At 72.3% G+C, this 12,178-nt stretch carries 13 protein-coding genes; 8 read left to right on the top strand and 5 right to left on the bottom strand.

From position 1 onward, the window contains the following. The first annotated feature begins 59 nt into the window (after positions 1–59). From ACFU3E_RS13215 to ACFU3E_RS13190, 6 genes are all read left to right on the top strand, one after another. Positions 60–710, top strand: a complete 651-nt coding sequence (locus ACFU3E_RS13215) for a class I SAM-dependent methyltransferase (protein WP_384155907.1) — start codon at positions 60–62, stop codon at positions 708–710. A 122-nt stretch (positions 711–832) separates the two neighbouring features. Next, a complete protein-coding gene (locus tag ACFU3E_RS13210; protein WP_384155904.1) occupies positions 833–1,120 on the top strand; it encodes a hypothetical protein in 288 nt (95 codons plus the stop codon). Between the two features lie 63 nt (positions 1,121–1,183). Beyond that, a complete protein-coding gene (locus tag ACFU3E_RS13205; protein ID WP_384155901.1) occupies positions 1,184–2,134 on the top strand; it encodes an N-acetylmuramoyl-L-alanine amidase in 951 nt (316 codons plus the stop codon). A 158-nt stretch (positions 2,135–2,292) separates the two neighbouring features. Next, complete coding sequence (locus tag ACFU3E_RS13200) at positions 2,293–3,123, top strand: hypothetical protein (protein ID WP_384155898.1); 831 nt, start codon at positions 2,293–2,295, stop codon at positions 3,121–3,123. Positions 3,124–3,221: 98 nt separating this feature from the next. Continuing rightward, positions 3,222–4,232, top strand: a complete 1,011-nt coding sequence (locus tag ACFU3E_RS13195; protein WP_384155896.1) for an LLM class F420-dependent oxidoreductase — start codon at positions 3,222–3,224, stop codon at positions 4,230–4,232. Positions 4,233–4,278: 46 nt separating this feature from the next. Then, the gene (locus ACFU3E_RS13190; RefSeq protein WP_384155892.1) at positions 4,279–4,572 is read left to right on the top strand and encodes a hypothetical protein; all 294 of its coding nucleotides are present in this window, start codon (positions 4,279–4,281) and stop codon (positions 4,570–4,572) included. A 123-nt stretch (positions 4,573–4,695) separates the two neighbouring features. Here the strand turns inward: ACFU3E_RS13190 and ACFU3E_RS13185 are convergent, their stop codons facing one another. Genes ACFU3E_RS13185 through ACFU3E_RS13175 form a run of 3 tightly spaced genes read right to left on the bottom strand, consistent with a single transcriptional unit; the run spans position 4,696 to position 8,140 of the window. Continuing rightward, positions 4,696–5,766: a prenyltransferase gene (locus tag ACFU3E_RS13185; RefSeq protein ID WP_384155890.1), complete on the bottom strand. Its 1,071-nt coding sequence runs from the start codon at positions 5,764–5,766 to the stop codon at positions 4,696–4,698. Beyond that, complete coding sequence (locus tag ACFU3E_RS13180; protein ID WP_384155887.1) at positions 5,763–6,512, bottom strand: class I SAM-dependent methyltransferase; 750 nt, start codon at positions 6,510–6,512, stop codon at positions 5,763–5,765. Before ACFU3E_RS13180 ends, ACFU3E_RS13185 begins: the two co-directional genes overlap by 4 nt. Further along, a complete protein-coding gene (locus tag ACFU3E_RS13175) occupies positions 6,506–8,140 on the bottom strand; it encodes a glycosyltransferase family 4 protein (RefSeq protein ID WP_384155885.1) in 1,635 nt (544 codons plus the stop codon). Before ACFU3E_RS13175 ends, ACFU3E_RS13180 begins: the two co-directional genes overlap by 7 nt. 210 nt (positions 8,141–8,350) lie before the next feature. Between ACFU3E_RS13175 and ACFU3E_RS13170 the strand changes: the two genes are divergently transcribed. Next, positions 8,351–9,007: a TetR family transcriptional regulator gene (locus tag ACFU3E_RS13170; RefSeq protein ID WP_384155883.1), complete on the top strand. Its 657-nt coding sequence runs from the start codon at positions 8,351–8,353 to the stop codon at positions 9,005–9,007. A gap of 260 nt (positions 9,008–9,267) precedes the next feature. Here ACFU3E_RS13170 and ACFU3E_RS13165 read toward each other — a convergent pair whose 3' ends face one another. Together ACFU3E_RS13165 and ACFU3E_RS13160 are read right to left on the bottom strand one after the other, a co-directional pair. After that, entirely contained in the window at positions 9,268–9,501 is a 234-nt protein-coding gene (locus tag ACFU3E_RS13165) for a ferredoxin (RefSeq protein ID WP_384155881.1), read from the bottom strand. A gap of 2 nt (positions 9,502–9,503) precedes the next feature. Further along, positions 9,504–10,955: an aldehyde dehydrogenase gene (locus ACFU3E_RS13160; RefSeq protein WP_384155879.1), complete on the bottom strand. Its 1,452-nt coding sequence runs from the start codon at positions 10,953–10,955 to the stop codon at positions 9,504–9,506. A gap of 158 nt (positions 10,956–11,113) precedes the next feature. Here ACFU3E_RS13160 and ACFU3E_RS13155 point away from each other — a divergent pair, with 158 nt between their 5' ends. Next, a complete protein-coding gene (locus tag ACFU3E_RS13155; protein WP_384155876.1) occupies positions 11,114–12,139 on the top strand; it encodes an MBL fold metallo-hydrolase in 1,026 nt (341 codons plus the stop codon). Positions 12,140–12,178: the final 39 nt, after the last annotated feature.

The following is a 12,178-nucleotide window of genomic DNA, read 5'->3' as shown; positions in this document are numbered from 1 at the left end:
CGTGGCAGGGGATACGGCACGATGGGCGCGCTGACCGCCGTACGACCGAGAGGAACCCCATGCACGCGGCCCCGAAGCCCGAGATCCTGGCCGCCTTCGAGGCGGCGAAGGGGTTCATGCCCGCCGGCGAGGGGCTGGCGTTGTACGCGGCGGCCGTGGAGGCCGGGCGGCTCGGGCTGCCACTGCTGGAGGTCGGCACCTACTGCGGCCGGTCCACGATCCTGCTCGCCGACGCGGCCCGCGAGGCCGGGGTCAGCGCGCTCACCGTCGACCACCACCGCGGGAGCGAGGAGCAGCAGCCGGGCTGGGAGTACCACGACCCGGAGACGGTCGACCCGGAGATCGGCCTGATGGACACGCTGCCCACGTTCCGCCGCACGCTCCACCGGGCGGGTCTGGAGGAGCACGTGGTGGCGCTGGTCGGGCGTTCCCCGCGGATCGCCGCGTTCTGGCGGACGCCGCTGGGGTTCGTCTTCATCGACGGCGGCCACACCGACGAGCACGCCACCGCCGACTACGAGGGCTGGGCCCCGCACGTCGCCGAGGGCGGCCTGCTGCTCATCCACGACGTCTTCCCCGACCCGCAGGACGAGTTCACCGGCCAGGCCCCCTACCGGATCTACCTCCGGGCGCTCGCCTCCGGCGCGTTCACGGAGGTCTCGGCGACGGACTCGCTGCGGGTCCTGCGGCGCACGGGGCCGGGCGTCTGACGCGCTGCCACGCCCCGCGGCGGCTGGGCGGGTGAACTGCACCCCCCGCACCCCCGCACGGTCGGCCCACGGGCGGCGTGGCGAGTCGGCGGGCGACCGGCACTGCCCAAGGATCCGGGCGCGTGGCACACACCTTCGGAGAGCTCGTGGAGAAGCAACGCGCGGCGGACGATGCGTACGCCCGCGTGCGTCACCTCCAGGACGCGTACGGCCCGCCCACCCAGACCAAGTGGAGCGACCAGCAGACCACCACCTGGGAGACGGCCTGGCGCGCCTGGCGTGATCTCGCCCGGGACGTCCAGGCTGCGGTGACCGGGTACGCGAGGCAGGAGGACACACCGCGCCAGGAGATCGAGGCGCGGGTGAAGGAGGCGGTACGGCACGGGGACGGCGACGGGAACGGGGCGTAGCCGCCACCCGATCGGGCCGTCCACTGCCCACCTCCCCAGCGGGCGGCGGCTAGGGTGGCAGACGTGTCGTACGCAGGCCCGGACTTCGAACCTCCCCAGCCCCGCCGCCCCCGCCGCGGCCCCCTGACCGTCGCGCTCGCCGCGCTGGTGCCGGGGGCGCTGCTCGGCTGGCTGGTGTACGAGACGGTCGGCGGCCCGGGGGACGACGGGGGTTCGGGGCGGGCGACCGTACGGTCCTCCCCGCCCGCCGCGTCGAGCGCGCCCTCCGACGACGCCAAGGAGCCGAGCGCCTCCCCGAAGCCCACGGAAACGCCCTCGGCCTCCGCGCCCGCCGCCTCCGGCCCGCTCAAGGGCAAGGTCGTCGTCATCGACCCGGGGCACAACCCGGGCAACTTCCGGCACGCGTCCGAGATCAACCGCACGGTGGACATCGGGACGAACCGCAAGGAGTGCGACACCACGGGCACATCCACCAACGACGGTTACATCGAGGCCGAGTTCACGCTGGACGTGGCGCACCGGATGCGCACGCTCCTTCAGGAGCAGGGCGCCACGGTGAAGCTGACGCAGGACGGCGACCGGCCGTACGGGCCGTGCGTGGACGAGCGGGCCCGGATCGGCAACGAGGCGAAGGCCGATGCCGTGGTCTCGGTCCACGCGGACGGCTCGGGCGCGGGCAACCGCGGCTTCCACGTGATCCTGCCCGGCGCCGTCCACGCGGGCGCCGCGGACACCCGGGCGATCGTCGCCCCCTCCCGCGACCTCGGCGACCACATCGCGGGGCGCTTCGTGGCCGTCACCGGCAGCGCGCCCTCCAACTACGTCGGTGACGGCTCCGGTCTCGTCACGCGTAAGGACCTGGGCGGTCTCAATCTGTCAACGGTTCCCAAGGTGTTCATCGAGTGCGGCAACATGCGCGATAGCAAGGACGCGGCGTTGCTCACCAGCGGCGCGTGGCGACAGAAGGCGGCGCGAGGGATCTCTGAGGGAATCGTGAGTTTCCTGCGCGGGTAGTCCCGGACCGGCAGAACCCGGCGGACACCCTGATCGGGCGGACGATAGGGTCCTCCTTACGATGAGGGGCCACCCCCGCGCTTCACACCGAGTCCGGACGGCGGCATGGTGACAGCGACGCCTCTACCGACGATGAGACGACCTACGAAGGACCTGAAGTGAATATCCGCTCCCTCACTCGAGGCGACGGCGTGGTGATCGGAGCAGCGGTATTGCTGTTGATCGCGTCGTTCCTCGACCTCTACTCGTTCGACAGTGTCCCCGACAACGTCGACCTCCCCATGCTGTGGGGCAGCGGCCCGGTCGTGTTCAGCGTCGTGCTGGCCGGGATCATCGGCGCCGCGCTCGTCGTCGTCTCCCGCGGCCTGCCGCAGGCCCCGAAGGTCGCGGGGATCGAGCTCGGGCAGTTCGGCGCCGCCTTCACGGTGTTCGCCGCGTGGAGCGCGCTCGGCAACATCTTCGACGTGCCCGGCGGCTTCGACAACATCGGCGACAACGCGAGCGACGGTGCCCCGAGCCCCGGCATCGGCATGATCCTCGCCCTCGTCGCCACGCTGCTGCTGGCCGCCGCCGCCGTCGCCACCCCCCTCGTCCCGGCCCTCAAGGGCGCCCTCCTGCCGGCCCCCCGTCCGGCCGCCCCGCAGCCCTACGGCGCCCAGCCTCCCGGTGGTTACGGCTACCCGGGCGCGCAGCAGCCCGGCGGCTACGGCCAGCCGCAGCCGGGGCAGCCGTACGGCGGACAGCCGCAGCCCCAGCAGGCGCAGGCCCAGGCGCCGCAGCCGCCGGCCGGGGACTTCTCGCCGTTCTGGTTCGCGGTGCCGGTGCCGCGGCCGCTGTTCGCGGAGGACGGTTCGCCCACGCCGATCGCCGAACTCGCCCCGGGTACCTGGTACCTGGCCGTCGAGCAGCGCGGAGCGGCTCTGGTCGCCCAGACGCAGGACGGCCGCCGCGGTGTCCTGCAGGACACGTCGGGCATCCAGCGCGGCTGAGCCCCGCAGCGACGCACGGCCCCTCGCCCTTCCGGGCGGGGGGCCGTTGTCGTACAGTCGGCGTCCCGCCCGAACTGACGGACCGTCAAGGAGTTGCGATGCGGCTCGGTCTCGCGCTCGGCTACTGGGGCCGCGGCCCCTCGCCCGGCCATGTGCCCCTCGCGCAGGAGGCCGAGCGGCTCGGTTACGACTCCGTCTGGACGGCGGAGTCCTGGGGCTCGGACGCGTTCACCCCGCTCACCTGGATCGCGGCGCACACGTCCCGGATCCGGCTCGGCACCGCGGTCGCGCAGATGGCGGCCCGCCCGCCGGCCACGACCGCGATGCACGCCCTCACCCTGGACCACCTCTCCGGCGGCCGCATGATGCTGGGTCTCGGGCTCTCCGGCCCGCAGGTCGTCGAGGGCTGGTACGGCCGCCCGTTCCCCGCCTCGCCGCTCACCGCCACCCGCGAGTACGTCGACGTCCTGCGGCAGGTGCTGCGCCGCGAGGCACCCGTGGAACTGGCGGGCCGCTTCCACTCCCACCCCTACCGGGGCCCGGACGCCACGGGTCTCGGCAAACCCCTCAAGCCGATCACGCACCCGCTCCGCGCGGACCTGCCGATCCTGCTCGGCGCGGAGGGCCCGAAGAACGTCGCCCAGACGACCCGGATCGCCGACGGCTGGCTGCCGCTGTACTGGTCGCCGACCCGGCCGGAGGTCTACGGCCCGGCCGTGGCCGAGCTGCCCGAGGGGTTCCTGGTCGCGCCGATGGCACAGGTCCGGGTCTGCGACGACGTCGCCGAGGGCCTGCTGCCCGTCAAGGCGATGCTCGGCTTCTACATCGGCGGCATGGGCCACGCGGCCCGCAACTTCCACGCCGACCTGATGGCACGCATGGGCTACGAGGCCGAGGCCCGCCGTATCCAGGAGCTGTTCCTCTCCGGCCGCCGGCAGGAGGCCGTCCTGGCGGTCCCCGACGCCTTCGCCGACGAGATCTCCCTGGTCGGCCCGCGCGAACGGATCGCACAGCGGCTGGAGTCGTGGCGCAAGGGCCCGGTGACGGACCTTCTCGTGCTCAGCCCCGACCCTCATACCCTGCGCGTCCTCGCGGAGTTGAACTCCTGAGCGAATTCCCGGGTTTCATCCGGAGTCCAAGGGCAATCCGGAAGGTATGTCCCCTCGATATCGCAACGGTGCGAATCAAGCCGGCACGATCGTGGCGGTCGTGGCCGACATCATGGCCTTCATCCTGGGTCTCTGGATCCTGATGTACCTGCTGGACGCCAACCCCGGCAACTCGTTCGTCCAGTTCATCCACGACGCGGCCCGCTGGCTCGCGGGCTGGTCGCACGACCTGTTCACGTTCGACGAGGCGTGGGCCCGAGTGGTCTGCGGCTACGGGCTGGCAGCGGTGGTGTACCTGTTCGTCGGGCACGCCATCGCCAACCGAGCACACCGGCACTGAGAAAGCCTTCAGGGCTTCGACCTCAGGGGCGCGGGGCTGTGTTCGACATGCGGCTCCGCCGCGTGGGCGCGATCAACCACACACGACCCGCGCCCCGCCACCCGGCAGCAATCCCCCGAGTTCTCAGGCGCAGCAGTCCGACTCGAGCCCGACAGGCAAGTCCGCACCACCGAACACCTGGCACGTGGCCTCGTGACCCCCCAGCGCGGCCACGGCCAGCAACAACGACCCCGCGGTCCACGTGGTCAACTCCCGGGGCCAGACCGCGTCGTCGTCGAAGACGTACCCGGTCCAGTACAGCCCGCTCTCCGGGTCGCGCAGGTGCTGGATCGACTGCAGGATCTCCAGGGCGCGGTCCGATTCCCCCATCGCCCACAGCGCGAGCGCGAGTTCGGCGGACTCGCCGCCGGTCACCCAGGGGTTGGGAATCACACACCGCACCCCGAGCCCGGGGACGACGAACCGGTCCCAGCCCTCCTCGATACGGGCCTTGGCCTCCGCGCCGGTCAGCGCACCGCCGAGCACGGGGTAGTACCAGTCCATCGAGTAGCGGTCCTTGTCGAGGAACCGCTCGGGGTGGTGGCGTATGGCGTGCCGCAGCGCACCCGCCGCCAACTCCCAGTCCGGTTGCGGCTCTTCCCGCTGCTCGGCGATCGCCAGTGCGCAGCGCAGCGCGTGGTGGACGGAGGAGCTTCCCGTGAGCAGGGCGTCCGTCGTCTCCGTACCGTCGTCGTCGCGCCGCCAGCCGATCTGGCCGCCGGGCTGCTGGAGGCGCAGCACGAACTCCACCGCCGCGTACACCGCCGGCCACATCCGGTCCAGGAACGCGTCGTCGCCGGTGGCGAGGTGGTGGTGCCAGACGCCGACGGCTATGTAGGCGACGAAGTTGGTCTCGCGGCCCCGGTCGGTGACCGCGTCGGGCTCGCCGTCGGTGTAGGCGGCGTACCAGGAGCCGTCCTCGTTCTGGTGCCGGGCCAGCCACAGGTAGGCCCGCTCGGCGGCCTCGTGCTCGCCGGCCGTGTCGAGGGCCATGGCGGCCTCGACGTGGTCCCACGGGTCGAGGTGGTGTCCCCGGAACCAGGGGATCGCCCCGTCCTCGCGCTGCACGGCGAGGATGCCGGCGACGGTCGCGGCGGCCTCCCCCGCGGTGAGGACCCCGGGCAGGACCAGATGTTCCGTCCGGGGAGTGGTCACGTGGCGTCCGCCCCGTTGTCGGCCAGGCGCGGCAGGTGCGGCTTGGTCGCGTACGCCACGAAGCTCTTGCCGATCAGCGGGTTCAGCGCCTGCTCGGCGACCCGGGTGGCCAGCGGCTTCTTCATGATGTCCCAGACGAGCAGCTTGTGGTACGCCCGTACCGGCAGCGCCTTGTCGTTGTCGACGCCGAACGCGCACTTGAGCCACCAGTAGGGCGAGTGCAGGGCGTGGGCGTGGTGCGTGCCGTACGGCTTCAGGCCGGCCTCGCGGATCTTCGCGAGCAGTTCGTCCGCCCGGTAGATGCGGATGTGGCCGCCCTCGACCTCGTGGTAGGCGTCGGAGAGGCTCCAGCAGACCTTCTCGGGGCCGTAGCGCGGGACGGTGACGGCGATGCGCCCGCCGGGCTTCAGCACCCGCACCATCTCCCCGAGGACGCCCTTGTCGTCCGGGATGTGCTCCATCACCTCGGAGATGATCACGACGTCGAAGGACTCGTCGGGGAAGGGCAGCGCGAGGGCGTCGCCCTCCATGGCCGTGGCGGTGGCGCCCTCGGGGGCCTCGCCGGCCTCCTTCATCGCCGCGAACCACTTCGCGACCTCGCGGATCTCCTCGGCGTTCTGGTCCAGCGCCACGACCTGCGCGCCGCGCCGGTAACACTCGAACGCGTGCCGCCCGGCCCCACAGCCGAGATCCAGCACACGGTCACCCGGCGCCAGCGGGAACCGGGAGAAGTCGACGGTCAGCACGTGGCCCTGCTTTCGGAGTTGACGCCTTCTACATCTGTGGGAGCCGCGGACACGGCCCCCGCCGGAGTCACGCCCCCGGCACCGGCCGGAGCCACGGCCCCGGCACCCGCCGGAGCGACGCCTCCGGCCCCTGCGGCAGCCGCAGCACCGGCCTCCGCCGACGCCGCCGGGCCGGCACCCGCCTCGGCGGCGGAGCCTGCCTCCGTCGAGGCCGCGGATCGGCTCGGAGACCGGGACGCGGAGCGGTCGACAACACCCGTCGCGGAGCGACCGGAGGTCTCCGGCGCGGAACGGCGGGAAACCCCCGGTGCGGAGTGGTCGGTGGCGGCGGACCGGGCGATCGCCTCGCGGTAGCGGGCCACCGTGCCCTCCGCGGCCCTGGCCCAGGTGAAGTGCCGTAGCACCCGTTCGCGTCCGGCCGTGCCGAGGCGGGCGCGCAGGTCCGCGTCGGCCAGCAGGCGGCCCAGACCCGCGGCCAGCGCGTCCGCGTCGCCTGGCGGTACCGCCAGGCACGTCTCCCCGTCACGGCCGGCGACCTCGGGTATGGCGCCACCGGTCGTCGCGAGCAGGGGCGTGCCCGTGGCCATGGCCTCGGCGGCAGGCAGCGAGAACCCCTCGTAGAGCGACGGCACGCACGCGACCTGGGCCGAGCGCACGAGGTCGACGAGTTCCGCGTCGGAGATGCCCTTGACGAACTCGACGGCACCGGCGAGGCCGTACCGCTCCATCGCCTGGGCGACCGGCCCTTCGGTGGGCCGCTTGCCGACGACGACGAGGTGGGCGCCGGGGTGCTCCGTCCGCACCTTGGCCAGCGCCTCGACGAGATGCACCAGGCCCTTCAGCGGCACGTCCGCGCTGGACGTCGTCACGATCCGGCCCGGCACGACCGGCACCGAGGGATCGGGCGAGAACAGATCGGTGTCGGCGCCGATGTGGACGACGTGGATGCGGTCGCGCCGGACACCGAGATGCTCGATGATCTCCTGCTGCGACGTGCCGGACACGGTGAGCACGGACGGCAGCCGGCGCGCGACGCGCTTCTGCATGCGCGTGAAGGCGTACCAGCGCCGCACCGAGCAGCGCCGCCTCCAGCCCTCCGCTGCGTCCAGCTCCAACTGCCGGTCGACGGTGATGGGGTGGTGGATCGTCGTCACCAGGGGCGCGCCGACGTCTCCCAGCAGGCCGTAGCCGAGGGTCTGGTTGTCGTGCACGACGTCGAACTCGCCGCGTCGGGCGCGCAGATGGCGGCGGGCGCGCAGCGAGAACGTCAGCGGTTCCGGGAAGCCGCCCGTCCACATCGTCGCGACTTCCAGCGCGTCGGTCCAGTCGCGGTACTCGCCGCGCCCGGGCGTGCGGAAAGGATCCGGCTGGCGGTACAGGTCGAGGCTGGGCAGCTCGGTGAGGCTCAGCCCGTCGTAGCCCTCGTCGAGGACCGGGTACGGCTGGGCGCCGATGACCTCGACCCGGTGGCCGAGGCGGGCCAGCTCGCGCGAGAGGTGCCGGACGTAGACGCCCTGCCCGCCGCAGAACGGGTTCCCTTTGTAGGTGAGGAGCGCGATATCGAGCGGTCGCAAGCCGTCGGCAGCGGGGCCCTCCGGAGCCCCGGCCTCCCTGGCCTCAGCGGTCACTCTGGGCCCCCTTCTCCCTGCACTGTCCCGCGAGATTACGCCGGGACGCTAATCTAGAACAAGTTTCAGACTTGATCGTCCGGAGGCTCTGAATCTACCGGCAGGTAAGGGCACTGTGAGCAGTGGATCAGGTGATTCACGCCACGGCCGGCGCGTGCCATGCTGTGTGATCACCCGTTCTCACGGACGGTCACGGAACGGGACCGACACATGCCCGCGGAAGCCAAGGTGAGCACCAAGGTGAACAAGCCGGCCAAGGTGGAAGCCGGAGCGGCGGCCCCCGCCTCCCCGCCCCTCACGGAGCGGCAGGAGGCCCGCCGCCGCCGCATCCTGCACGCGAGCGCGCAGCTGGCCAGCCGGGGCGGCTTCGACGCCGTGCAGATGCGCGAGGTGGCGGAGTCCTCCCAGGTGGCGCTCGGCACGCTGTACCGCTACTTCCCTTCCAAGGTCCACCTGCTGGTCGCCACGATGCAGGACCAGCTGGAGCACATGCACGGCACGCTGCGGAAGAAGCCGCCGCAGGGCGAGACGGCGGCCGAACGGGTCGCGGAGACGCTGATGCGGGCCTTCCGGGCGCTGCAGCGCGAGCCGCATCTGGCGGATGCGATGGTGCGCGCGCTGACGTTCGCCGACCGCAGTGTGAGCCCGGAGGTCGACCAGGTCTCCCGGCAGACGACGGCGATCATCCTGGACGCGATGGGCCAGGAGAACCCCACTCCGGAGCAGCTCTCGGCGGTCCGGGTCATCGAGCACACCTGGCACTCGGCGCTGATCACCTGGCTGTCGGGCCGTGCCTCCATCGCCCAGGTGAAGATCGACATCGAGACGGTGTGCCGCCTGATCGACCTGACCGCGCCGGCCCCCTGACACACGAAGGACCTACGAGACGGGTTCCCTTCGCCGGTATGGTCCGGATCAGGTGATGGGGGTCGCCTCCGGGTGCCGGTTTTCGGCCCGGCTCCCTTCTGGCCTCTCAGCCCTACCGTCTCAGTCGGCACCGGCGGAGACTGCAGCCTCCTGCCGACGTCGGCCACTCCGGTCGGACTCCCTCACTCGTCTCGTAGGCCTGCTTCCAGGATAGAACTCCGCCGCAGGAATGAAACCCCCGAAGGGGAACTTTTCGGGCGCTACTCCTCCGGCGGGAACACCACCTCGCCGCCGCCCCCCAGGGTGATCGTGATCGCCTCCGTCGGACAGCTCTCCGCCGCCTCCAGCACCCGCTCGTTCGCGTCCATGTCCGGGGCGGCCGGATGGGACTGGCGGGCGGTGTCCAGACGGAAGCCGTCCGGGGCGTGGTGGAGGCACTGCGCGGAGCCGATGCACAGGGAGCGGTCGACCTCGACGTGCCAGCGGTCGCCCATCGCTACACCTGTGCCGGGAGGTGGATCATCTTGTGCTCCAGGTACTCGCCGTACCCCTCAGGGCCGAATTCCCGCCCCAGTCCCGAGTTCTTGTAGCCGCCGAAGGGGCCCAGCATGTCCAGGCTGAAGGTGTTGACGGAGTACGTGCCCGTCCGGACCTGCCGGGCGATGTCGATGCCGTGCTCGACGTCCGCGGTCCAGACGCTGCCGCTCAGCCCGTAGTCGGAGTCGTTCGCGATCTTCACGGCGTCGGACTCGTCGTCGTAGGGCAGCAGGCAGATCACGGGGCCGAAGATCTCCTCGCGGGCGATGCGCATGGAGTTGTCGACGTCGCCGAAGAGGGTCGGTTCGACGTACCAGCCGCGGTCGAGGCCGGCCGGGCGTCCGCCGCCGGTGAGGATCTTGGCCCCCTCCTCCTGCCCGATGCGGATGTAGTCGAGGTTGCGCTGCTGCTGCCGCCGGGCCACCAGCGGGCCCACCTGGGTGGCCGGGTCCAGCGGGTCGCCGACCGTGAGGGCGCCCGCCGCGGCCGCGAGGGCGTCGGCGAACTCGTCGTAGCGGGAGCGCGGCAGGAGGACGCGGGTCTGGGCGACGCAGGCCTGCCCGTTGTTCATCCAGGCCGCGGGGGCGATGCCCGCCACGGCCGTCTCGACGTCCGCGTCCGGCAGCACGACGGCCGCGGACTTGCCGCCCAGTTCGAGCGTGACGCGCGTGAGGTTGCGCGCGGCCACCTCCATCACGCGCTTGCCGGCCGCGACCGACCCGGTGAAGGAGACCTTGTCGATCCCGGGGTGCCCGACCAGGTACTCGCTCACCTCCCGGTCGGCGGGCAGGATCGACAGCACCCCCTCCGGCAGCCCGGCCTCGCGGGCGATCTCGCCGAGCAGATAGGCGTCGAGCGGCGACTCGGGCGAGGGCTTGAGCACGACCGTGCAGCCGGTGAGCAGCGCGGGAGCGAGCTTGGCGGCGGCGACGAACTGCGGCACGTTCCAGGGGACGACGGCGGCCACGACCCCGACGGGCTCGCGCCGCACGAGGATCCTGCCGAGCACCCCGTCGCGCCGCTCCTCGTGGGTGAAGTTCCGGGCGACGGTGATCGCCGAGTCCCAGACCATCACCGCGCCGAGCGCCTGGGCCAGGACGCTCCAGGAGTACGGCGAGCCGTTCTGGGCGGAGATCACGCGGGCGATCTCGTCGTGCCGGACGGTGACGGCGTCCTTGATCCGGCCCACGACCTCGATCCGCTCCTCGAGGCTCATGCGCGGCCAGGGCCCCTCGTCGAACGCCCGCCGGGCCGCGGCCACGGCCCGGTCGACGTCCGCCGTCGAGGCGTGCGGGACGCGGCCGATGACCTCCTCGGTGTGCGGCGAGATCACCTCGATGACGTCCTGGCCCAGGGGGTCGGTCAACTCCCCGCCGATGAACAGCTGTCCGTGTTCCACGAGCTCGGTCATGGCCGACTGCCTCCCCGGGGGCGTTCTCTGACGATCCATCAGATATGCCCACTGATACCAGCCCCGCCCGCAGGAGTCCACGGACCGCGCAGCACGGGGAGCCTCCCCTTGGAACCCGTTCTAGTTATAGTGACGGGGAGCCGGCGACAGGGGAGCCCATGACACAGGTGACCGACCACGGCGGAGGCGTCCGGTCCCTCCGGGTCCCCATCCCGGACAACCCGCTCGGCCACACGCTGGTGTACGTCGTCGACACCGACCGCGGCCCGGTGCTGATCGACACCGGCTGGGACGACCCGGAGTCCTGGGACACCCTCGCGCAGGGCCTCACGGCCTGCGGCACCTCGGCCGCCGAGATCCACGGCGTGGTCATCACCCACCACCACCCCGACCACCACGGCCTGTCCGGCCGGGTGCGGGAGGAGTCGGGCGCCTGGATCGCGATGCACGCGGCGGACACCGCGGTCGTACGGCGGACCCGCCAGGCCCGTCCCGAGCACTGGTTCTCGTACATGGCGGCCAAGCTCGCCGCGGCCGGTGCGCCCGAGGAGCACATCGCGCCCCTGCGTGAGGCCCGGTCCCGCACCCTGCCCGGCCTCTCCCCCGCCCTGCCCGACCGCGACATCGTCCCCGGCGAACTCCTGGCACTGCCCGGCCGCCGGCTGCGCGCGATCTGGACCCCGGGGCACACACCGGGCCACGTCTGCCTCCACTTGGAGGAGACCCACCCGTCCCGGCTACCGGGCCGGGGCCGCCTGTTCTCCGGCGACCACCTGCTGCCCGAGATCACCCCGCACATCGGCCTCTACGAGGATCCCGAGGACACCACTGTCACCGACCCCCTGGGCGACTACCTCGACTCCCTGGAGCGCGTCGGCCGGCTGGCCCCCGCCGAGGTCCTCCCGGCCCACCAGCACCCGTTCTCCGACACCGTCGCCCGCGTCAGCGAGTTGCTCACCCACCACGAGTCCCGTCTCACCGGCCTGCTGGCCCTGCTCGCCGAGCCCCTCACCCCCTGGCAGCTCGCCCAGCGCATGGAGTGGAACCGCCCCTGGGACAAGATCCCGTACGGCTCCCGCACCATCGCCGTCTCGGAGGCCGAGGCGCATCTGCGGCGCCTGGTGAAGCTGGGGCGGGCGGAGGCGGTGCCGGGAAGCGAGCCGGTGACGTACGTGGCGGCGTGAGGACGGCGCAGGCACGTGCGACGCGAGGTGAAACCGCGT

Source organism: Streptomyces sp. NPDC057424 (assembly GCF_042803315.1).
GTDB lineage: Bacteria > Actinomycetota > Actinomycetes > Streptomycetales > Streptomycetaceae > Streptomyces.
Note: the sequence above shows the minus strand (reverse complement) of the source record. Positions and strands in the feature narration are given on the sequence as shown.

What these genes read in the sequence shown, in the direction of transcription:
- ACFU3E_RS13215 (WP_384155907.1), top strand. Translation starts at nt 60, where the DNA reads ATGCACGCGGCCCCGAAGCCCGAGATCCTGGCCGCCTTCGAGGCGGCG.
- ACFU3E_RS13195 (WP_384155896.1), top strand. Translation starts at nt 3,222, where the DNA reads ATGCGGCTCGGTCTCGCGCTCGGCTACTGGGGCCGCGGCCCCTCGCCC.
- ACFU3E_RS13190 (WP_384155892.1), top strand. Translation starts at nt 4,279, where the DNA reads ATGTCCCCTCGATATCGCAACGGTGCGAATCAAGCCGGCACGATCGTG.
- ACFU3E_RS13170 (WP_384155883.1), top strand. Translation starts at nt 8,351, where the DNA reads ATGCCCGCGGAAGCCAAGGTGAGCACCAAGGTGAACAAGCCGGCCAAG.
- ACFU3E_RS13165 (WP_384155881.1), bottom strand. Translation starts at nt 9,501, where the DNA reads ATGGGCGACCGCTGGCACGTCGAGGTCGACCGCTCCCTGTGCATCGGC.
- ACFU3E_RS13160 (WP_384155879.1), bottom strand. Translation starts at nt 10,955, where the DNA reads ATGACCGAGCTCGTGGAACACGGACAGCTGTTCATCGGCGGGGAGTTG.
- ACFU3E_RS13155 (WP_384155876.1), top strand. Translation starts at nt 11,114, where the DNA reads ATGACACAGGTGACCGACCACGGCGGAGGCGTCCGGTCCCTCCGGGTC.